At 64.9% G+C, this 20,328-nt stretch carries 23 protein-coding genes and 1 pseudogene; 10 read left to right on the forward strand and 14 right to left on the reverse strand.

Annotated elements, in window-relative coordinates; translation table 11 throughout:
* Window positions 1-57 precede the first annotated feature (57 nt).
* Window positions 58-357: a transposase gene (locus E7T06_RS14130; RefSeq protein WP_136366427.1), complete on the forward strand. Its 300-nt coding sequence runs from the start codon at window positions 58-60 to the stop codon at window positions 355-357.
* Between the two features lie 118 nt (window positions 358-475).
* On the opposite strand, the gene E7T06_RS14135 is transcribed toward E7T06_RS14130, so the two are convergent.
* Window positions 476-853, reverse strand: a complete 378-nt coding sequence (locus tag E7T06_RS14135) for a hypothetical protein (RefSeq protein WP_136366428.1) — start codon at window positions 851-853, stop codon at window positions 476-478.
* Window positions 854-1,107: 254 nt separating this feature from the next.
* On the opposite strand from E7T06_RS14135, the gene E7T06_RS14140 reads away from it, so the two are divergent.
* Entirely contained in the window at window positions 1,108-2,277 is a 1,170-nt protein-coding gene (locus E7T06_RS14140) for an MFS transporter (RefSeq protein WP_136366429.1), read from the forward strand.
* Between the two features lie 195 nt (window positions 2,278-2,472).
* On the opposite strand, the gene bshB1 is transcribed toward E7T06_RS14140, so the two are convergent.
* The 8 genes and pseudogenes from bshB1 to E7T06_RS14185 form a co-directional block, all read right to left on the reverse strand.
* Window positions 2,473-3,201, reverse strand: a complete 729-nt coding sequence (gene bshB1 / locus E7T06_RS14145) for a bacillithiol biosynthesis deacetylase BshB1 (protein ID WP_136366430.1) — start codon at window positions 3,199-3,201, stop codon at window positions 2,473-2,475.
* 9 nt (window positions 3,202-3,210) lie between these two features.
* Window positions 3,211-3,732 (reverse strand): annotated as a pseudogene (locus E7T06_RS21865) (GrpB family protein).
* Window positions 3,733-3,872: 140 nt separating this feature from the next.
* Window positions 3,873-5,063 (reverse strand): cytochrome P450, encoded by a 1,191-nt coding sequence (locus E7T06_RS14160; RefSeq protein ID WP_136366433.1) that lies wholly within the window; start codon window positions 5,061-5,063, stop codon window positions 3,873-3,875.
* Entirely contained in the window at window positions 5,053-6,471 is a 1,419-nt protein-coding gene (locus tag E7T06_RS14165; protein ID WP_136366434.1) for an NAD(P)/FAD-dependent oxidoreductase, read from the reverse strand. The genes E7T06_RS14160 and E7T06_RS14165 overlap by 11 nt, the downstream gene beginning before the upstream one ends.
* A gap of 94 nt (window positions 6,472-6,565) precedes the next feature.
* Complete coding sequence (locus tag E7T06_RS14170; protein WP_136366435.1) at window positions 6,566-7,573, reverse strand: glycosyltransferase; 1,008 nt, start codon at window positions 7,571-7,573, stop codon at window positions 6,566-6,568.
* 95 nt (window positions 7,574-7,668) lie between these two features.
* Entirely contained in the window at window positions 7,669-8,349 is a 681-nt protein-coding gene (locus tag E7T06_RS14175) for a lysophospholipid acyltransferase family protein (protein WP_136366436.1), read from the reverse strand.
* Window positions 8,342-9,286, reverse strand: a complete 945-nt coding sequence (locus E7T06_RS14180) for a carotenoid biosynthesis protein (RefSeq protein WP_136366437.1) — start codon at window positions 9,284-9,286, stop codon at window positions 8,342-8,344. The genes E7T06_RS14175 and E7T06_RS14180 overlap by 8 nt, the downstream gene beginning before the upstream one ends.
* On the reverse strand, window positions 9,283-10,845 hold the full coding sequence (locus tag E7T06_RS14185; RefSeq protein WP_136366438.1) for an NAD(P)/FAD-dependent oxidoreductase: 1,563 nt from the start codon (window positions 10,843-10,845) through the stop codon (window positions 9,283-9,285). Before E7T06_RS14185 ends, E7T06_RS14180 begins: the two co-directional genes overlap by 4 nt.
* 120 nt (window positions 10,846-10,965) lie before the next feature.
* On the opposite strand from E7T06_RS14185, the gene E7T06_RS14190 reads away from it, so the two are divergent.
* Window positions 10,966-11,169, forward strand: coding sequence for a hypothetical protein (locus E7T06_RS14190; protein WP_136366439.1), 204 nt, complete (start codon window positions 10,966-10,968; stop codon window positions 11,167-11,169).
* Between the two features lie 56 nt (window positions 11,170-11,225).
* Window positions 11,226-11,654 (forward strand): hypothetical protein, encoded by a 429-nt coding sequence (locus tag E7T06_RS14195; protein ID WP_136366440.1) that lies wholly within the window; start codon window positions 11,226-11,228, stop codon window positions 11,652-11,654.
* An 82-nt stretch (window positions 11,655-11,736) separates the two neighbouring features.
* Here the strand turns inward: E7T06_RS14195 and cobU are convergent, their stop codons facing one another.
* From cobU to E7T06_RS14220, 5 genes are read right to left on the reverse strand one after another with little or no spacing between them, the layout of a single operon-like run.
* Window positions 11,737-12,249: a bifunctional adenosylcobinamide kinase/adenosylcobinamide-phosphate guanylyltransferase gene (cobU, locus tag E7T06_RS14200; protein ID WP_136366441.1), complete on the reverse strand. Its 513-nt coding sequence runs from the start codon at window positions 12,247-12,249 to the stop codon at window positions 11,737-11,739.
* A complete protein-coding gene (locus tag E7T06_RS14205) occupies window positions 12,246-13,034 on the reverse strand; it encodes an NAD(P)H-binding protein (protein WP_136366442.1) in 789 nt (262 codons plus the stop codon). The genes cobU and E7T06_RS14205 overlap by 4 nt, the downstream gene beginning before the upstream one ends.
* Window positions 13,035-13,043: 9 nt before the next feature.
* Window positions 13,044-13,658: a histidine phosphatase family protein gene (locus tag E7T06_RS14210; protein ID WP_346763211.1), complete on the reverse strand. Its 615-nt coding sequence runs from the start codon at window positions 13,656-13,658 to the stop codon at window positions 13,044-13,046.
* A complete protein-coding gene (locus E7T06_RS14215) occupies window positions 13,655-14,386 on the reverse strand; it encodes an adenosylcobinamide-GDP ribazoletransferase (protein WP_136366444.1) in 732 nt (243 codons plus the stop codon). The genes E7T06_RS14210 and E7T06_RS14215 overlap by 4 nt, the downstream gene beginning before the upstream one ends.
* Window positions 14,383-15,141 carry a metal-dependent transcriptional regulator gene (locus E7T06_RS14220; protein ID WP_136366445.1) on the reverse strand — a complete coding sequence of 253 codons (759 nt, stop codon included), beginning with the start codon at window positions 15,139-15,141 and terminating at the stop codon, window positions 14,383-14,385. The genes E7T06_RS14215 and E7T06_RS14220 overlap by 4 nt, the downstream gene beginning before the upstream one ends.
* A gap of 201 nt (window positions 15,142-15,342) precedes the next feature.
* On the opposite strand from E7T06_RS14220, the gene E7T06_RS14225 reads away from it, so the two are divergent.
* The 6 genes from E7T06_RS14225 to E7T06_RS14250 all read left to right on the forward strand — a co-directional run bounded on the left by E7T06_RS14225 (window position 15,343) and on the right by E7T06_RS14250 (window position 20,300).
* The gene (locus E7T06_RS14225; RefSeq protein WP_136366446.1) at window positions 15,343-15,915 is read left to right on the forward strand and encodes a sigma-70 family RNA polymerase sigma factor; all 573 of its coding nucleotides are present in this window, start codon (window positions 15,343-15,345) and stop codon (window positions 15,913-15,915) included.
* Window positions 15,912-16,262, forward strand: a complete 351-nt coding sequence (locus E7T06_RS14230) for a hypothetical protein (RefSeq protein ID WP_136366447.1) — start codon at window positions 15,912-15,914, stop codon at window positions 16,260-16,262. Before E7T06_RS14225 ends, E7T06_RS14230 begins: the two co-directional genes overlap by 4 nt.
* A complete protein-coding gene (locus E7T06_RS14235) occupies window positions 16,259-17,044 on the forward strand; it encodes a transcriptional regulator (protein WP_240741072.1) in 786 nt (261 codons plus the stop codon). Before E7T06_RS14230 ends, E7T06_RS14235 begins: the two co-directional genes overlap by 4 nt.
* A gap of 200 nt (window positions 17,045-17,244) precedes the next feature.
* Window positions 17,245-18,510, forward strand: a complete 1,266-nt coding sequence (locus tag E7T06_RS14240; RefSeq protein ID WP_136366448.1) for a DUF1800 domain-containing protein — start codon at window positions 17,245-17,247, stop codon at window positions 18,508-18,510.
* A gap of 144 nt (window positions 18,511-18,654) precedes the next feature.
* Entirely contained in the window at window positions 18,655-19,830 is a 1,176-nt protein-coding gene (locus E7T06_RS14245; protein ID WP_136366449.1) for a DUF1501 domain-containing protein, read from the forward strand.
* 29 nt (window positions 19,831-19,859) lie between these two features.
* Window positions 19,860-20,300: a hypothetical protein gene (locus E7T06_RS14250; RefSeq protein ID WP_240741073.1), complete on the forward strand. Its 441-nt coding sequence runs from the start codon at window positions 19,860-19,862 to the stop codon at window positions 20,298-20,300.
* The last annotated feature ends 28 nt before the right edge of the window (window positions 20,301-20,328 follow it).

Genomic DNA, 20,328 nt, shown 5'->3' on the forward strand with positions numbered 1-20,328 from the left:
TCGCTCAACTTGAAGCAGATTGGGATAAGCTGATTTTGCCACCGTAGAAAAAAAACATTGGTCGCTCAAGAACGGAATGAAGAACTGCGAACGCAGTTCTTGAACGACCTCGCGCCTTATTTGAACGCGCCTACCCGGGTCGTCTTCCTTGACGAGTGTGGCTTCCATACTGCCTTGACCAAGCGGTATGGACGTGCGCCCAGCGATGAACGTGCTGTGGGACAGGTTCCCCGCAACTGGGGAAAGAATCAAACGCTCATCTGTGCCATGCAGTGCAGTGGGCCGGTGGCACCGGTCGTGATCGAGGGCGCGGTGAATGGTGATGTGTTCGAGTGGTACATCCGCGAACTGCTGTAGGTGGCGGTGTCGTGGTTTTTGCTCCCTCTCCCTTGAGGGGGGAGGTTGGGAGGGGGCGAGTGAGCAAAGCGATTGCCCTTCCTTAGACCCTAGACCTTTAGACCTATGTATACGCCGCCTAAAACACTTCGTCCAGTAGCGACGGGTGCGCCTGAGACAAGGCCGCGTGGCGGGGCAAGCGCTCGGCCCGTACCAACAACTGCGCAACGGATTCATGCGACAAGCCCGACAACACGGTAGCGGCGACAGGGGTACGGAAAGTCGGCTGAGGCGGCTGCTGCGTGCAGTCCAGCACGCACAAGTCGAAGGCGTCGGCCATCGTATGCCCGCTCAGGCGCACCACAAGTGCCCCGTAGCCGTTGGCAAAGCAGAAGGTATACAGTTCGCCTTCCGGCACGTATTCGTGCGTGGGGAGCGCCAAGACCTGCGGAAACACCACGGATTCCACGAACAGAAACGATTGGTAATCGGAATCGATGGGATCGAACAGGCTCATAGGTGGGCAACTCCTTGACGCAGAACGGGGAAAGGTGAGGATAGGGAAGGCGGTGGGCATGAAAAACGGCTGCTCGGCACAGCGGCAGCTCTCTTACACCGAGTCTAACGAGATGGTCATTACTATTCCCTTACTGACACCGCTCCCTTACTAGAACCGCTCCCCTACGAAACAGCGTGCTTACGGCAGGTCTGCCCTCCATCGGCCTGCTCGTTTTGTCAGAGCCGGAGATGATGCCGCTACAATCGCCCCTAATGCTTTGGACGCGCCCCCTAACTGTGTGGAGACTGTTGGCGCTGCTGCTGGCGTCCGAAATGGTTCGCACGGGCTTTGTGGTGTCGGTGCTGCCCGTTGCTGGCCCCAGCCTCGGCTTTTCTACAGGTCTGATTGGCCTGATGGTAGGCACGCACTATTTGGCCGACGCCCTCGCCAAAGGCCCGCTAGGACTGGTGACCGAACGCTGGGGGCTGGGGCGTTTGCTCACATTGGGCGCGGTGTTGGGCTTGGGAGTTGTGGCGGGCACGCACTTTTTTCCGTCGCCCGTGTGGTTGGTGCTGGGCGGCGTGGCGTGGGGCGTGGCGTATGCGGCGCTGTGGCCCGGCGTCATGAGCGCGTCGCAGGCGTTTGCGCGGCCAGAACGCACGGCGCGGGCCTTGTCGGTCAGCAATCTGGTGGCGACTCCGGCTATTTTGGCGGGTATTTTATTGGTTGGCCCGCTGATGCAAACTCGCCCTGAGACGGCGTGGGCGGTGCTGCTGGGCGTGCAAGTGGCTGCGCTGATGTTGGCCCTCACGCTCTGGCCGCTACAATTGCCCAAGCAAGATTCGCCGGTTGGCGCGGCGCGGAACCCTTGGGCGGGGTGGTCACGGGTGGGGGTGCTGCTGCCCGCTGCCTTTGCCCAAACCCTCGCGCCGGGGCTGGTCATCACGCTCATTTATCCGCTGCTGGCAAGGTTGGCGTTGCCGCTGTCTGCTCTCATTCTGCCCGGAATCCTGTTCGGAATCAGCTTGGGCCTTAGCCTGTGGCTGGCGGGCCGCCTTGCCGACCGTACCCATCCCCGCCGCGCCCTCGCCCCCGGATTGCTGCTGCTGGCGCTGGCTTTTGCCCTAGCCGCCTTGCCCGGTCTGCGTGACCGTGTGCCGCTGGTGGCCCTGATTTTGGGCGTCGGCTATGGCGCATTCATTGCGGGCTGGAATGGGTTGGTGGCCCGCACCCTGCCCACCGGACACCGCGCCGCCGCATGGGGCACCGTGATGGCAACGGAAAGTTTGGGGAACGCCATCGGCCCCTTGTTGGGCGGCGCGGCGTGGCAATTGGCGGGGCCAGCCGGAGTGTTCGGCCTCGGCGCGGCAGTCTTCGTGCTGACCGAGTTGTATTACTTGTGGCCGGGGCACAAATTGGGGGCCAAACCTGTGAGTGGGTAGAGCGTGGATCGTGGACCGTGGACCGTGGACCGTGGATCGTGGATCGTGGATCGTGGATCGTGGATCGTGGATCGTGGATCGTGGAGATGTGAAATTAATCTTTAGGTAGGTTGCCAAACTTCAGAGCTAAAAACCCTGATCTTTCTCCCCACCTACGCTGTTCCCACGTTCCACGATCCACCCACCACACTCCCCTCACAGCCTCTCCGGGTCAACCAACAGCGGCTCTTCCGTCTCGAACGCCTCGGCATAGCGCACCCGCAGCAGCGTTCCCCAGTAGGTCAGGCGTCCCTTCCGCCGCTCTATAATTTCGGGCGTCACCGTTTCCGAGATGTACGCGCCGCTGAACTGGCTGGTATGGGCGCGGATGGCGGCTTCCCAGTCGGGCATCACGGCCCCCACATCCACCAGCAGAGTGGCCCGAATGTCGGCGTTGCCCTGATACAGCAGCACGCGGGAGACTCGGTGGGGGTCACCCGCCACGTCGGCTTTTTTCAGCGCGGCCAGATGCACGGCGCGTTTGGCCAGCGAGTAGGTGCCGAAGTGGTCGGGGTGACGGTCAGCGTGGTGCGGCACCACCAGAACGCGGGGCCGCACCGCCCGCAACGTGGCGGCCAACGCCTGCGCTCCGGCGGGGGTATCGGCGAGGCCGCCATCGGGCAGGCCCAGTTGCCCGCGCCAAGCCAGTCCCATGATTTCGGCGGCGGCCACGCATTCCGCCGCCCGCTCCTGCGGTGTGCCCTGCGTGCCGCTCTCGCCCCGCGACAGTTCCAGCACGCCCACCGCTCGTCCCGCCCGCGCCAGCCGAATCAGCGTGCCGCCCGCGCCAATCTCGGCGTCGTCGGGATGGGGGGCGAGGCACAGCCAATCGAGCGGCTGTACCGCACCGTACACGGTTTCAAAAGGAGGCGTGTGAAGGGTCATAGCGGCAGGCTAGCAGGCAAACTCTGCAAGCACGCGCTGCACGAAGATTCCCTTTTGGGCGGTGTACTCGGCGCGATTCTCGGCGTGCGCCTCAGCCAACGCCGTTTTAATCTGGCCGTACTCGCCCCGCAAATCAGGCCGCCGCCGTAAAACGTCTCGAAACAGCAGGTAGTCGGCCCATTTCGGGTGACTGATGGGCAGCAGGTGAAGGTAATGCGTGCGTGCATCGTCGTTCCCTTTGGCAAAAAAATACTCGCCCCAGCCTTCGCGGTCTCCAAAAGACGTGTAGCCCACGCTTTGCAGCAGCGGGACGCAGGCGTCCATCTATTCTGTGTGTTGGACGCCCACAGCGAGATCGAGAATCGGTTTGCCCGCCAAGCCGGGAATGCTGGTGCTGCCTACATGCTGAATGTCTAACGCCAACGCACCAAGCGACTGCCGGACTCTGGCCCGTTCTTCCCCAAACAGCGCGGGATACTCGGCGGATGAGGGTCGAAGGGCGACGGTTCCGCGCTTGAGTCCGAGCGTCATGGGGTCAGTGTAGGGGGCGGTCTGAGGGTCTAAGAACAGCAATCGCTCCACTCACGGCGTCACGCTGGCCCACAACAAAAAGAGCGCCCCGAAGGACGCTGATAACAAAGAATATAGCGCGGTATGCAGCGCCAGTCAAGCTATGCAGGCGGATGCCCCAGCCGCTCGCGTACCACCAGCGGGCCTGCTGGCCCCAACGTGACGCCGGGGCGGGGGGTGGCATTACCGCGCACAGGTTCTAGCGGCGGCAGCGTCGCCAACGCTTCCAAGATCATCAGGTGGGCAAGGTGCATGCCGAGGCAGATGCGCTCGCCGCCGCCGAAGGGCAAATATGCCCACGCAGGCGGCGCGGCCTGCCACCGCTGAGGCCGGAATTCGCCTGCATGGGGCCACAGCGCCGCGTCCCGGCCACTCAGGTAGGGGCTGTACAGCGCCAGTGTGCCTCGTGGCAAGCGCACGCTTTGGCCGTCCGAGGTTGTCCAGCGCAGGTCGCGCGACAGGCGGCGGCTGCCCATCCAGCCGGGGGGATACAGGCGCAAGACTTCCTTCAGCACGGCGGGGTGATGGGCGGGCGCGTGCCATTCGGGGCTGTGGGCGAGGTGCCACGCCGCCCAAGCCAGCGCGTGCGTGGTGGTGTCGTGGCCCGCCGCGAGGCTGACCCGCGTTTCCTCCAGCCCGCCGGGAAGGGGAGCCAGCAGCGCCAGCAGATCATCGCCGCCGCCAGTGTTCAGACGTGGGGTGGTCAGGCGCTTGTGGGCCAGCCGCCGTAACTCTGCATCTACACGCGCAAACAGCAGCGGGCGTGGCAGGGCCGGAACTGGAAAAGGGTGGCGCAGCGGGGCCAAGAAAGCGTGCAGCAGGCCGGGATCGAACTCGCCGCTGAAGTAAGCCGCATTCAGCATCTTCAGGGCGGCGGCGTCGGCCCAAGCCAGCACGTCCCATTCTCCAGTCGGGATGGGCGGCAAGGCAGCCCACACGCGCTCCCGCAGAACTTCCATATGGCGTTTGCTGAAGCCGGGATTCACTAGGCCGCGCCGGGGGGCATGGGCGGGGGCATCGGTGAGGATCACGCCGCCTGCCAGATACGGCACCACTTTTGAAAAGCTTCCGGCGCTGCGGAAGGTGTGCAGATCGGTCAGGAGCGCCCGGTTCCAGGCTGGACTGAAGCCCACCACCGCAGGCAGCCCCAGCCGCAGACGGAACAGGCCGCCCGCTCTGGCCCGGTTCGCACCCTCTTCGATCAGGGCCAACGGGTGCAGCGCCCAGTCTTGCAAGTGGCCGTTGCCGGGGCGGGTGGGCGGTTCGGGGAGGGCCGAGAGGTCAGCCCTCATCCAGCGCCGCCTTTCCGCCGAGCTCGTCGTAAGGCAGGCCCAACAAGTCGCCCGCGCCGTTCCAGCCGCTGAGAACCGATAACGGCACGCCGCCGCCGGGATGCACCGTGCCGCCCACTTGCCGCAAATTGCGGGCCTGCGGCAATGTCCAGCCGGGGCGGAGGCTGCCCATTAGACCGTGCGGGGCGCGGCCATACAGTGCGCCGCCCACGGCAGTCCGGGCGTAGTCGGCAGGGGAGAGGGGCAGCCATTCGTCCACCTCTAGCGGGGGCAAGTGGGCCGGAAAACGCCGCTGGAGCTGTTGCAGCAGGAACGCGCCGTAAGCGTATGGATCGCTCGCCACGTCGGGGCGGGGCGGGGCATTGACCAGCAAGAAAGCCTGCGTTCCATCGGTATGAAGGTACAACGTAGGGTCGGTGGGCAACCGTCCGGCGCGGATGTCGGCCCACTCGCGGGCGTAGCGTTCGGGAAAAAACACGTGGTGAGACTGGCCCGCATCCGTGTTCAGACGCAGTTGCAGGGCAAACCCGCTGACGCCGCGTGGGGTAGTTTCGGCCCCCAGCCCCAGCCACTGCCGCGTCAGGGCGCGGTCTGCGGCACTGATCCAGCCATCGGCGGCCACTGCGCCCCGGTTGGTGTGTGCGCCCAGCACCCGCCCGCCGTGCTTGATCAGGTGCGTGACGGTGGTGCCGTACTCGAACTGCACGCCCAGCGCCTCTGCCCGCGCCCGCAGCGTTTCGGCCAGCTTGCCCAATCCGCCCTCCAGATGCCAGACGCCGTAGCCCAACTCTACCCAAGCAATATTGTGCAGCACGGCAGGAGCGCGGTAAGGGTCGGCTCCCAGATAGGTTGCAAAGCGCAACCAGAACGGCGTCAGCAGCGGCCCACTCCTCACGTACTGCGCCAATTTTGCCCAAGGTGCGGCCCGCGCTCCACGGGTGAGGGCGTAGCGGCCCAGCGCCAGTTTGCTCGGCGGTGGCCCAAAAATGAAGGTGGGCGCGGCGTCCCGGTACATCTGGCGAGAAGCGTTCAGCAGGCGCTTGTAGCTGTGGGCCTCGCGCTTGCTCAGTTGCTCCAGCGTGGAGTCGAGGCCCGCCACCAACACGGCTTCGGGGGCAAAGGTTCGGCCCTTCACAGCTCCGCCCTCGTAGTGATAGGTCGTGGTGGGCCGCGCCGGAGTCAGCCCCGGCAAGGGCAACTCTACCCGCTCGTGCAGCGCCCGGAATAGGTGCGGCATGGTCACTACCGTTGGCCCGCTGGAAAACTCCGGGTAGCCCAGCGCCGCCTTGCCACCGGGCCGGTCTAGGCTGTCTAGCACAGTTACGCGCACGCCCGCACCCGCCAACCGCAGGGCAGCGGCGAGGCCCGCGAAGCCGGAACCGATAACGATGACATGTTTAGGCGTCATGGCCGCCCGGAACGTGGATCGTGGGAGGTAGAACGTGGTGTCGCGCCTTTTCCACGATCCACGTTCCACCCTCTACACTCGTCCCACCGCCCCCTCATTGCTTGTACGCCCGTCCCTTCCAAGTCACCCGCCGCCGCATGGCCCGAACATACACGGGCAAGGCCAGCAATGGGGTGAGGGGCCCCAACATCCCTTCGGCCAAATCTGCTGGCTTGCGGCGACCTGTGATCAGGTTGGTCAGCGGGCGTTCCAGCAGTCCAGCAAACCGGAGCAGGCGTAGAGCAGGGGAAGGCAAGAGCCAAGGCAGCGTGTACACCGCCAAATGTCCGGCGAGGGCCACCGTCATCAAGGCGCGGGAGTTGAGGTGCAGCGGCAGCGAGTTTTTGCCGAATCCGCGCACCGATTCCTCATACGAGGAATACATCCGCACGCCGATGCAGTCGCCGCCCAGCGCCATCGTCAGCCGCCCGCCTTGGGCCTTCAAACGCCGCGCAAACAGGGTGTCTTCCAGCACTTCATTCTTGACCAGTCCGTAGCCGCCCGCCCGTTCGAACGCCGCCCGCCGAAAAGCCATCAGTTGCCCGTTGGCCGCACTCGCCGCCGGAAAGGGCAGCTTCAGCACCGGAAAAGGCAGATAAGACAGCACCACCAAATCCACCAACGGCGTGAGCAGGCGCTCGCCGGGGGTCTGGTTGTCTTGCTTGGGCAGGGCGCTGAGTAGGTCGGCCCCGGTGGATTCCAGTTGATGCACCACCGCGCCCAAAGCTCCCGGCCCCCACGTCACGTCTGCATCGGTAAAAATCAGGATGTCGCCCGTAGCAGCGCGGGCCAGTTGGTCGCAGGCCCAAGGCTTGCCGAACCAGCCTTCCGGCAAGGCTTCGCCCCGAATGACCCGCGCTCCCAGTTGGCAGGCCAGTTCGCCCGTGCCGTCGGTGCTGTGGTCGTCCAGAATCAGGACTTCGTGTGCGCCCTGCGCCAGCACACCGGGCAGTGTGCGCGGCAAGTTGTGCGCCTCGTTGCGGGCGGGAATGAGAATAGACACGCGGGGGCCACCTGCGGGCCGGGGCCGCAAGGTGGGAAACGTGACCGCATTGACCGCCATCACCGCAAGTTTGCTGAAGATAAAGCCTAGAGCGACTGAGCGGCACACCCGCCCCCAATCTGTTTTTATCCCGTCTCGCTTTGAAGGTGTCGCCTTCACCTGTCTCCCGTAATCCGGGTCAGCATTCGGGCAGGCAGACCAACCGGGTCGTTGGCGGTCACGCGCCGCCCGCACACGCGCAGGTATCCGGCCAGCGGTTCCTCGGGGTCAGCGTCGGCCAGTTCGGCGTCCAACAGGGCCAGTTCCCGCGTTATAGCTTGGGGCAACAACGCCTCCGAGACAGGCGAGCCGAAGCGCAAGTAGGCTTCGGGCTGCTGGCCGCCGCGCATCAGCACGCGCACGGCCACTGGAACCAGCGGCACGCGTGCGGTGCGGGCCACCCACGCCGCGCCCGCCCGGACTTCTTGAAGCGGGCCAGCAGGCCGAACCGCGCCTTCGGGGAACACCACCAGCCAGCTTCCGGCGCGGGCCAAGCGGGCGGCCTCCCGCACCTGCCCCGCCGCCAACGCACCCGCCCGCCGCAGAAAAGGAAACCGGCCCAATTGATGCGCTGTCATGAGTACCCGGAAGTCTGCCCCAGCCCACGCCGCCACTTCAAGCACCACGTACCCGTCCCACCAAGAATGATGATTGGGAGCCAGCACCGCGCCCCCGCTGGGGCCAAAAGAAGGCAGCGTGCCGCGCACCCACACGCCCGCCAACTCGTGCTGCACGCTGCGCCGAATGCTGCGCCTGACCATCCACGTTGCCCAAGCGTGCGTTTCCCGCTCAGGCACGCTGGCCGCCTGCCGCCTGCCCGCGCTCTTGCCGCAGCAGCCGCGCCAAACCCAGCCCCAGCAGCATCGCCACCAACGTCACGCCCGCCTCTAGGTACCGGCCCACCAGCACCAAGCCACCCGGCAAAAAGAAGGCTTCTACGGGGTAGGCGAGGGCAAACGTAGACCTATGTTCTGATCGCCTAAACAAGTCCGGGGCAATGCGCGTAAACGCCCAAGCAATCGCCGTGCCCACCGCCCACCAGCCCACGAAATTCTGAATCGGCGCTCCGGCCCACACGGGCGCGGGATCGTTCCAGAGCCAGTAGCGTTGAGCGGTCATCAGCGGCTCTAATCCTACGTCCCAGAGGGCCAGCAGCACGCCCGCCAGCCATGCCCGCCCCCCCGCCAGCAGCAGCCCCGCCAGCGTGAAGGCGAACCAGCCCAGCGGCACGATCAGCGGCACAGTCAGCAGCGTCGGCGCGGGCGCACTGGCATACGAATACACCCCGAACGGAAACCCAGTGCGGCTGCCCAGCACCTCTATGCCGAGGCCCACCGCGAAGGCCAGCGCCGCCATCGTTAAGGCTTTGGCCGCGTTTTCCTTCTCCTGCACGTACAGAAGCGCCGAAATAAACAGCGCCCCGGTACTCAGCAGGCCCAGCAAGGAAAAGCCAGCGGGCCACAGGGGAACGGGCACTTTGAGGAGGACGTAGAGGGCGAGGAAGGCCATCCACGGGCGAGTCTGGGCCGCCAGTTCAGCGGCGCGGGTTCGCAGTGTGGGCGCAAAGGCTGGCCCCAACTGATCGCCCGCCAGCGCCAGCACGCCCGCCAGTGGCACGCCTACCGCAATGCCCGCCCAGCCACCCACGAGTCCAGCCAGCACGGCCAGCGCCCCAGCAAAAGCCACACCCAGCGCCGCAAAAGCCAGCAGCCCGCGCCGAAGCAGCGGGGTCATTTAGAGGCCAACCTCGCCCCTAGGTTCTGCCATTTGCGCTGCGTCAAATCCTTCACCACGATGCGGGCGGCATTGCGCCCCGACGCGCCCATGATTCCGCCGCCCGGATGGGTGCTGGCCCCGGTCAGGTACAGCCCCTTCACGCCCGGCCAACGGTACTGGCTGGCCTGCATCCACGGCCTGAACGAGAACATCTGGTCAAAGCTCATTTCCAGATGCATCACGTTGCCCCGGTGCAGGCCCAAATTGGTTTCCAGCCACTGCGGGGTCTGCACCAACTCGCCCACGATGGTGTCGCGGGTGCCGGGCGCGTAATGCTCAAAGGCGTTCAGGATATTTTCGCGGGCCTCGGCGGTGCGCGTCTCCCAACTTCCGCTAGAAAGCTGATACGGGTAATACTGCGCCCACAGCCACAGCGCCTCTCCGCCGGGAGGGGCAAGGCTGTCGTCTACAGCGCTAAAACTCATGGCGATCAGCGGCGGGTCGGTGGTAGGTTCTCCGGCCAGATATTCGCCGTAACCCTTCATCAGTTGCTGCTGGTTTTTAATCAGCAGGCCGAGGCCCACGCGGCTGTCGGGTTCGGTGTGGTTGCGGTATTTCACCTTTTCGCTGAGGGCGAGGCGCAGCACCATGCCGAAGCCGTTGCCCACGCGCACCTGCCGCGCCGCTGCGGGAACGTGTTCATCCGGTAATGCCGCCGCCGTCGTCAGAATGTGCGTGCCCGACACCACCGCGTTGGCCGTGTACATATCGCCGTTTTCCAGCTCTATGCCCTGCGCTTTGCCGCCCTTCACCACAATTCGCTTTACAGGGGCGTTCACGAAGACTTGCCCCCCCTCGGCTTCTATGGCCCGCCGCAGCGCTTTGGTCAGGCCGCCGCTGCCGCCTTTGGGCCGGGCCACGCCGCCCTCGTGGTACAGCGGGTGCCACAGCAAAAACGGCGCACTGAGGGGGTCGGTGGGCGGCGGGCCACTCTGGGCGGCCATCCACACCAGCGGCGCACGCACCCGCTCTTCCGTAAAGTATTCGGCGGCCACATCGCCGTAGGGCCGCAAAATGCGCGAGAGTTGGGCCTGCCAGTCGCGCCCCTTGCCGCTGCTGACCATCATCTTGCCCATGTCCAGCGGCCCCGGCGCAGAGTTGAACAGGTCAGCTACGGAGCGGGCAAACGGCGTCCATTCGTCCAAAAAGTGGCTGTAGGCCTCGCCCTGACCCGGAAACAGGTTCTCCAGTTCCCGCGCCGTGCGCTCCGGGTCGCGGTGAATAAACCACGGCGTCTCCCCGTCCGAGGCGTGAAACATCGGGTCGACTTCCAGATAGTGCAGGCCGTGCCGGGTCAGTTCCAGCTCGCGCACTACAGGCGTCATGCGAATCAGGATGTGGGCGCTGCCGCCGTAGTCGAACTGATAACCGGGCACCAGTTCCTCGGTACTCACGGCCCCGCCCACGATATGCCGCCGCTCGAACACGCCCACCCGCAGGCCCGCCTTGGCCGCATACGCCGCCGTCACCAGCGCATTGTGTCCGGCTCCCATCACGATCACGTCAAAGTCAGGCATCTGTTGGGCGCAGTTTGGCACGGCGGGCGCGGCCAAACGGTCAGGAATCTCTCAGGCCGCGCCCGTCTGCTTGCCGGGTTAGACAGAACGCCGTGACAGTTGGCGCGGTACGCTGCCCCTATGTTCGGACGCCGCGTGCCGCCCCACCTTGTGTTCCTATTTAGCCTGCTGCTGGCGCTGGCCTGTGCGGTGGCCGCCTTTTTTGCCCTGCGTGCCGAAAGCTGGGTCACAGGCGCGATTGGCCTCATTCTGGCCGTGTGGTTTGCCATAGACGCCGTGCGGGCGTATGGCTGGCAGAAGGCGAAAGAGGGGCAGAAGAAGTAGGACTTTTTGTACGAGATTGAGCGCTAGGACTGCATTTCTTCCGCTAAGCTGGCTCAATGGCAAACGTGGCGGCTCCATTCGCCCCAACCCATGAACAAGTGAGGGAAATTGCTCGCCGGGAGCGGCTTTTCCTGCTCTGCTTTTATTCCTATTCTGTCTTGCTTTTCGGCGCGGCGGTGTACTACGAGGTTGTCCAAACACCGCCACACTTGCTGATTGCCCGACTCTTTTGGGCAAGTTTTTTTATGATCCTTGTCCTTTTCTTTCGCTTACTACGGGCAGCGGGAGTCAGAGAAGCTTGGGTCATCTGTCTTATCGCCCTTTGCCTTGAGCTTGTGCTGAGAGTGCCCTTCGCTTTTACAGTGCTGATCATACTGATGCTGCTCCCCGTTCACAGACGGATTTTCAGGCCGTTAGGGATTCGGGGCGGAGTATTCGGCCATGTCGTGAAGCCGGAAGGAACACACTCCGAACGGGTGGCTTGAACGTTCTGACAGTACTCATCCCACATATGTCCTGACCCCGCTCCCGCGTCCCTGAGCGGTGCCTCCTCCTGCACCTGCCTCCCTATTTCAACCGCAAAGGCAGCCCGCTTGCCAGCAGATACGCTTCGGCAGAGGCGGCGGCAAAGCGTTGGTTCACGCGGCCCAGAATGTCGCGGTAGCTGCGGGCCAGCGCATTGCCCGGCACGATACCGCTGCCGACTTCGTTGGTGACGGCAATAAGCAGGCCGCCGCGCAGGGCCTCAGCGTGCAGGACGGCTTCGGCTCGCGCCACAATCGCCGCTTCATCCAGCCCCGACAGCAGCAGGTTGCTGACCCACAAACTCAGGCAATCCAGCAGTACGGCGGGCGTGGGAGCGGCTTGAAGGGCGGCCAACACGTCCAGCGGTTCTTCTACGGTGTGCCACTCGGCGGGGCGGTCTGTGCGGTGGCGGGCAATCCGGTCTTCCATTTCGGTATCGAAAGCCTGTGCGGTGGCAAGGTAAGTCACCTGATTTCCTGCCCGCTCCTGTGCCAGCCGCTCTGCAAAGCTGCTTTTGCCGCTGCGTGCGCCGCCCGTGACGAAAATGAGGGTCATCGGTTAGATTCGCGCAGAAAATCTGCCCAAGTGCGCCCCCGGTAGGCCGCCTGCGGTGCCGTGAGAACGCCGCGCCCCACCGCCTGCAAAAAGGGGTGAGGCGGCATGAACGGCAGCGGCAGCAACAGCTTGCGCTGATTTCGAGCGGCCAGCCATGTCCGGGTCAGGGCGTGCAGCGTCAGCACTTCTGGCCCGGCCAAGACCGCTTCTCCGCGTGCGCCGCGCAGGGCGTGGTCGGCCAGCACAGCGGCCACATCTGCGACAGCCACTGGTTGCAGTTGCCCCGGCAGCAGCAGTACCAGCGGCCAGCGCGTCAATCCGGTCAATATTTCGGCCACAAACTCCTGAAACTGGGTGGCCCGGAAGATCAGGTGGGGAAGGCCGCTGCTCTGCACCAGTGCTTCACCACGCACTTTGCCCGCGTAATAGCTAAAGGCGGTGGCCTGAGCCGCGCCCACAATCGACACGTACAGCACGGCAGGCGGGGTTGCGCTATCACGGCAAGCTTGCAGCAGATTGCGGGTGGCGGTCACGTCCTGCACAGGATTGCTGGGGTCGTGGGCAGCATGAATGACCGTGCCCACGCCGCGCAAAGCTCCGGCCAAGTCTGCACCCGCCACAAGATCACCCACAACGTAAGTCAGTCCTGCGGGTGGCGCGGCAGCGGGCGGACGGCGTGTCAGCACCCGCACCTCGGCCCCCTGCCACAGCAGTTCTGCCACGAGGGGGCGGCCCAATTGCCCTGTGCCGCCCGTGACCAAGAAGGGAGCTTGGATGGAAGTCATGCTCCCAGCCTAACCAGCAGGAGAACTCAGATGCGAGAGCCACCAGTCCCCGCCGCCGGAATGTTCAGACGCTGTGACCCGGTGAAGAGTGCCCCTGCCCCCCGGCGCTATTTCGGCAGCTTTCAAACTTACGGTCAGGCGCAGCAAGGCCAGCAGCGGGCCAGCGTGTGTAAAAGCGATGACTGTTCCTGCGTGTGGCAGGGCGTCTAGCCACATTTGTAGGCGGGCGTGAAAGGCGCGGCCCGTTTCGCCGCCCGGTGGCCCAGAGTCCGAATCGGGGTCAGCCAACGCCTCGATCCAGTCTCGTGGGGCCGTCCCATACTGCGTCTCCAGTTCGGCCCAAGTGTGGCCTGCCATCACGCCAAAGTTGGCTTCTTGCAGGGCTGGGGCCGCTTGCGCGTGCGGAAAGCCTGCCAACTCCGCCGTTTCGCGTGCCCGCTGTGCCGGAGAAGTGAAAGCTAGTGCTGATGCCGGAAGTGTGCCCGCCAAACTTGCCGCCAGTGCCCGCCCCGTGTCCGACAAGGGCGCGTCTTCTCCGGCTTTTGGATACCGCCGCTGAACATTGGGCAGCGTGGGCGCGTGCCGGATCAGGTGCAGCGTGAGTGGGGGTGCATCTAGACTCAAGCCTTCCCCCATGCAAACGCCCCCAACGCCACCAATTCGGCCACCACCACCACGAGGCCGTAAATATCGCCGCTGATGCCCCCGCCCAAGCGCCCCGCCGCGAACCGGGCCACCAGCAGCGCCGCGATCAGGGCTGCAAGGAAGGCCACGCCCGCCCCCGGCAGCAGCAGCGCGGGCACAGCCAGCAGCAGGGCCAGCCCCCAGCGCCCCTCGCGTGAGCGTGCGCCCAAAGATTCTTGCCGCGCCGCCGGAAACAGGTTCATGGGGGCCAGCAGCACCAACCGTGCCGCCACCGCTGCCACCACCGCCGCGTATGCCGGAATATCTGATGCCAGCAGGCTCCACAGCATCAGCAGGCTCAGGGCACCAGTCGCCAGTCCAAATGCGCCCACATGCACGTCATGAATGATTTCTAGGCGGCGCTCCGGGCTTTTCATGGCAAACAGGGCGTCGGCGCTGTCCACAAGGCCGTCAAAGTGCAGCATTCCGGTCACCAGCAGCCACGCGCCCACCGCCAACGCTGCCCGCACGCCGTCTGGCAGGGGCAGCGGCAACCACAGCGTCAGCGCCACCGCGCCGCCCACCGCGTACCCGGCCAGCGGATAGTAGGCACTGGCCCGCGCAAAATCGCCGTCTTCCACCTTCTGTACATGCGGCAGCGGCAGCGTGGTCAGGAAGGTCAGGGCCAAGTGTGCCGCGCTAATTTGTTGGCCGATCTTCCTTCTCAACCGCCTGTGTTCCCGATAGGGCTGTTCCCAGCATGGCTGTGTTCAACATGACTGTTCCCAGCATGAACGTGAACCTGCGCCGCCACCGCGAGGGCCAGTGTGAGGGCGTGGTCTGCCACTTGATGGATGTCCGGCGTGCCGATGTCCACCGTCAGCGTTCCCAGTGCCGCGTCTACCACCCGCACCCGCAAGGCCACGCCGGGGGTCAGGCCCGCCGCCACCAGCGCCCGCAACTGCTCGGCGTCGCCGTCTGGCACGCGGGCCACCACGCCGCTGTCACCCACCGCCAACTGAGACAGCCGCCGCTCGGCGCGAGCAGGCACTTTGCCCGCCAGCGTAGGAATCGGGTCGCCGTGCGGGTCGTGCGTGGGGTCGCCCAGCCACGCGGCAATGCGGGCCTCCAGCCGCTCACTCAGGGCGTGTTCCAGCCGCTCGGCTTCCTCGTGTACTTCGTCTAGCGGCACGCCCAACGCCCGGTGTAGGAACAGTTCCAGCAGGCGGTGATGCCGCAGCACCTCTAGCGCCACCCGCTCGCCCTCGGCAGTCAGGCGTGCGCCCTGATACGGCGCGTGAGACACGAGTCCCTGCTCGCTGAGCTTACGGAGCATTCCAGTCACGCTGGCTGGGGCCACGCCGAGTGCGTCGGCCAACGCCTGCGTACTGACTTTGCCGCCGCCTTTTTGCCCACTCAGGCCAAGGGCGTACAGCTGTTTGACGTAATCCTCGGCAGAGGGTGAAAGCGTGCGGGCGGTCATGCCCCTATGGTAACGGGGGAAGGGAAGATTTGAGTCGCGGGTGAACCCCCCAGTCTGCTTTCGCAGCCAGCCCCCCTTAAAGGGGAGCGCAAGAGCTTTTGTCCCCACCTCTAAGGGGGGGCGTTGCGGAGCAACGGGGGGGTTTACCTTCCACGTCAGCCTACGGAACTTTTCCCCCGCCTCCCGCCTCTAACCTATGAGGTGACTTTGAATGACTCTCCCGATCTCCAACATTTGCCCGATGAGGCGCTGGTGCAGGCCTTCCGGCAGTCGGGGCCGCACAGCGAGGGGGCGTTCGAGGTGCTAGTTGAGCGCCACGCGCCGCGTATTCACCGCCTTGCCGCCAGCATGGTTGGCCCCGGCGCGGCAGACGACGTGGTGCAGGACGTGTTTATCGCGGTTCACGGCGGCCTGAAGACCTTCCGGGCAGAAGCCGCCTTCTCTACTTGGCTGCACCGCATTGCCCTGAATACCTGCACGCGGGCGCTGAAGGCCCGCCAGAATGTGCCGTTTGAACAGGTGCCGGAACCCGCCGCGCCACACAATTTGGCGTTGTCGGGAGAAAATACAGACCTCCGCGAACGCCTCGCTCGGGCCATGCACACGCTGCCGCCCGATCAGCGCGAGGCGTTGGCCCTGCGTGAACTGTCGGGGCTGGAGTATGCCGAAATTGCCGAAATTACGGGCGCGGAACTGGGCACCGTGAAAAGCCGAATCAACCGGGCGCGGGCCGCGTTGCGCGTGCTGCTGACCAAAACAGGAGTGACCCCATGAGTCAGTTTGAGCCGGACATGATTGGGCCAGAGAGGAATGCCAGCGACGCCGAACTGGACGCGCTGTTCGCGGCAGCCAGAGCGCCGAACGAGACCGATGCGGGGGCGGCAGAGCGGTTTTTGGCAGGCCACCGCGCAAGGCTGGCGCAGACTCAGGCAACGCAGGTTCAGGCGATTGCTGCGCCCGCTCCCCGCCCGCTATGGGTCAACCGCACGCTTGTCACTGCCCTCGCTTCTGCCGCCGTCATTGCAGGCATCAGTGTGCTGCGGCCCACCCTGATGCCTGCGGATTTGCCCGCCAGTGCCGCCTACGCGGTCTATCAGGATGCGTTGGGAGAAGGCTGGTGAGGCGAGTGCTGTTGCTGGGGCTGTTGTTTGTAGGAACCGCCCAGGCCACCGATGCCGACGACCTCGCCGCCGCCCTCAAAAAAGCCCGCCAGTGGACGGCACGTGGGCAAGTGGAAGTCAGTGTATTTTTTCCGCCCCGCACCACGCCCACGCGCACCACCAACGCCCTGCCCGCCGTCCCGTTTCGGCCCGCGTTGTTGGCCCGCAATTTCACGGTCACGCGGGGAGACTCGGAGGCGGTGGCAGGCCGCCCCAGCACCCGCTTTGACCTGACGCCCAAGCAGGGCGCGGCGGCCCGCTGGAGCCTGTGGATAGACCGGGAATGGAATGTGCCGCTGGCCTTCGAGGAACGCATGCCAGACGGCACCTTGGCCCGCCGCGCCGCCTTCCTGAAGGTGAATGGAGCGTTGGCCCGCGTGCCTGTGCAAGCTGTCCCGCCCGTTGTTGGCCTCAGCGCCGTTCTGAAAGCCGCCTTGCCGGGGTTGCGCTTGCCCGCTGGCTTTACGCCCGTCGCCGCCAAAGCCCGCGCCGAGGGGCAGGGCGGCACCGAAATCACCTTGTCGGACGGCGTGAACGTGCTGGCCCTGATCGTGGCCCCGCGCAACGTGCGCCCTGCGGTGGGGGTGGCTTCTGTGCGGGTGGCCGGCAGCGGGGGCGTGCGCTTTGTGTGGCTGGTAGGCAACCTGCCCGATGCGGCCCTGAAAACGGCATTGGCGAACGTGCGGCAGGTGGATGAGGCGGGACTGGGAACTTTTGCCGCTCCGGTTGATGCGGGGAGATAGGGACTTGGTTTAGCTCCTCACCCTTGAGGGGGGAGGTTGGGAGGGGGTGAGTGAGCAACGCGATTGCCCTTCCCCCCACCCCCGGAACTTTTCCCCCACCTCCCCACTCCAACACATAAGAACCCCAGATTCACTGCCCGCCCCGCCTTTCCCACGTTCCACGATCTCCTTCCCCCTCCCCGCCCTTCAGGAGCGCCCCCATGACCCTCACCCCCTATTCCCGCCCGCTGACCGCCGAAGACGCCGCGCATCTGCTGAGGCGCACTTCGTTCGGGGCCACCGACGCCCAAATTCGCGTACTGGTGGGAAGCGACGCCCGCACAGTCGCTCGCACCCTGCTCAGCTTTGATGACGCGGTGGCCCCCAACAATCCCTTCGACCCGGCGCAGGCGGCCGCTCCGGGTGCGGGCCTGCAACTGATTCGCGCCCGCTGGCTCTTTGAGATGCTGTACGGCCCTCACCCTCTGCGCGAACGCCTGACGCTGCTGTGGAGCAACCATTTTGTGGTGGGCACCGACAAGGTGAAAAACGTGCCTGCGCTGACCGAATACCTCTCGGTGCTGCGGAAGCACGCGGCCACGCCCAGTTTCTCGGCCTTCGCGCTAGACGTGGCCCGCACGCCCGCCATGCTGCGTTACCTCGACAACGACCAGAACCGCAATGGCAAGCCCAACGAGAATTTCAGCCGTGAGTTGTTGGAACTGTTTACGACGGGTATCGGCAACTACACCGAGGACGACGTGAAGGAAGGGGCGCGGGCGCTGAGCGGCTGGACATTCACTGGCGGGCGCGGCAACCAGAAGTATTTGGAAGCGTCCAAATTCGTGTTCAACCCCAAGCAGCACGACAACGGGCGCAAGACCTACTTGGGCAAAACGGGCAACCTGACGGGCGAAGACGTGCTGGCGCTGGCGGCGGGGCATCCGGCCACCGCCGTATTCGTGGCCCGCAAGCTGCACCGCGCCTTTGTAGCCGACGCACCCGCAGAAGCCGCCGTAAAAGGCAGCGCCGAAACCTTTGCCCGCACGGGCGGCAACATTCGCGCCGTACTGGAAGAACTGCTGTCCAGTGAGGCTTTTTATGCCAGCCGCGCCGCCGTGATTCGTGGCCCGGTGGACTTTATTGCCGCTGCCGTGCGGAGTTTTGGCAGCCCCAAGATGGAACCCAAGCAACTGCTGAATCTGGTGCAAACCGCTGGAAGAATGGGTCAACTGCTGCTACAACCCGACACCGTGAAGGGCTGGGACGGGGGCCGCGAATGGATCAACGACACCACCCTGCTGGGGCGCATGCAACTGGCCGCCGCCCTCAGCCTCGGCGCAAACGCCCCCACGCTGGATACGCCGCCTACGCCGCTGGCCCTGCTGGGCACGGAGCGGGCAGCAACGGCGGCGGCTTTAAACGGCCTGAGCGCCAAGCAGCGAACTTATTTGATGCTGATCAGCCCGGAATTTCAGCTCGCTTAACAGCTAACCCCTCCGTCCCTACGGGCCACCTCCCCTCAAGGGGAGGGCAAAAGCTCTTAGATCCCCACCTCTAAGGGGGGGCGTTGCAAAGCAACGGGGGGGTTCACCTTCCACCGCCAAACTCACCACATCCGAGGTTCCCCCATGCCCCTAGACCGCCGCGATTTTCTTAAATATTCGGCCCTCGCCGTCGCCGCCACCAGCGGAATGCCCGGTTTTCTGGCGCGGGCAGCCACACAAGCCACCGGACAAAAAACACTCGTCGTTATTCAGCTTACGGGCGGCAACGACGGCCTGAACACCCTGATCCCCTACAGCAACGGCGCGTACTACGCGGCCCGGCCCACCATCGCCATTCCCAAAAAAGACGTGCTGACGCTTGGGCCTGACCTAGGGATGCACCCCAGCCTCAAACCGCTGATGGGCCTCTGGGACGCGGGCCAGTTGGCGTGGATGGAAAATATCGGCTACCCGAATCCCAACCGCTCCCACTTTGCGAGCATGGCAATTTGGCACACCGCCGACCCCACGCAGGCGCAGGCCGAAGGCTGGATTGGCCGCATTGCTGAGAAGATCGGTGATCCCTTTTGTGCCAGCAACATCGGCTCCAGCACGCCGCAGGCCCTCCGCGCCGCCGAGTTCAGTTTGCCCAGCATCGACGCCGTAGACAATTTTCAGGTCAAGCTGCCCGCTGGCCTAGAAGGCGCGTTCGGGGCCATGCTGGACGCGCCCCGCAGTGGTGAGGCTGACTATCTGGTACGGGCCACTCGCCAAATGATGAGCAACACGCAAAAAGTTCAGGCCAATGTGGGCAAATACAAGGCCGGGGCGACTTACCCAGAAGGCAAATTTGCCACGCAACTGAAGGACGCGGCCCGCCTGATCGCGTCTGGCACGGGCCAGCGCATCCTGTATGTCAGCTTGGGCGGCTTCGATACTCACGCGGGGCAGCGCGGCGAGCAGGATGAATTGCTGGCGACGTTGGCCTCGGGCCTCGCTGCCTTCCAGACCGATTTGGAGCGGCAGGGCGTAGCCGAGCGTGTGGTGGTCATGGGCTTTTCGGAATTCGGGCGGCGCGTGGCCGAAAACGACTCTGCCGGAACCGATCACGGGCAGGGCAGTGTGATGTTTGCGCTGGGTAAAGGCGTCAAGGGCGGCATTCACGGCGACAGTCCTGATCTGGAAGACCTGTCTCTGGGAGATATCAAATACAAGCAGGATTTCCGGGGCGTGTACGCGGGCGCACTGACGGGTTGGCTGGGCCTCAACGCCCGCGACATTCTGGGGGGAGACTTCAAAGGGCCGCAGTGGTTGGCCTGAGGTTCACCGAAAAGCACGTTCTAGGCGGCTTGATTGCCCTTCTCGTCCTCACCGCCCCCGCCGCGCTTGCCCTGCCCAAATACCGCCTCCAAGCCATCACCCAATTCCATTTGGATGACGGCAGCGGTTTGGCGGCCCTCGACAGGCGCGTGATGTCGTGCAGCTATTGCCACGTCAAGGAGTCCGGCGGCGCACCATGGAACCCCTTTGGCGAGGCTATCCGCGCCACGTTTAAGGCCAACGCCGAAGCGGGTGGCAAGGCCAAATTCCCCGAAATCCTCTCTATCCTGCTGAAATCTGAACAAGACGCAGACGGCGACACCTATCCCGACGCGCTGGAAGTCTGGGCCAAAACGTTGCCGGGAGACGCGGAGAGTAAGCCAACGGAGCCGCTGGAGACGGTTCAGGCGGAGTTCGAGGCGGCGGGTGGGGTAGGGCAATTTGGGCCGCAGGAAACTGAGAAAAAGTAACGCGAATGTAGAGCGTGGAGCGTAGATC

It is taken from the genome of Deinococcus sp. Arct2-2, from assembly GCF_004801315.1.
In the GTDB taxonomy this organism is placed as follows: Bacteria; Deinococcota; Deinococci; order Deinococcales; family Deinococcaceae; genus Deinococcus.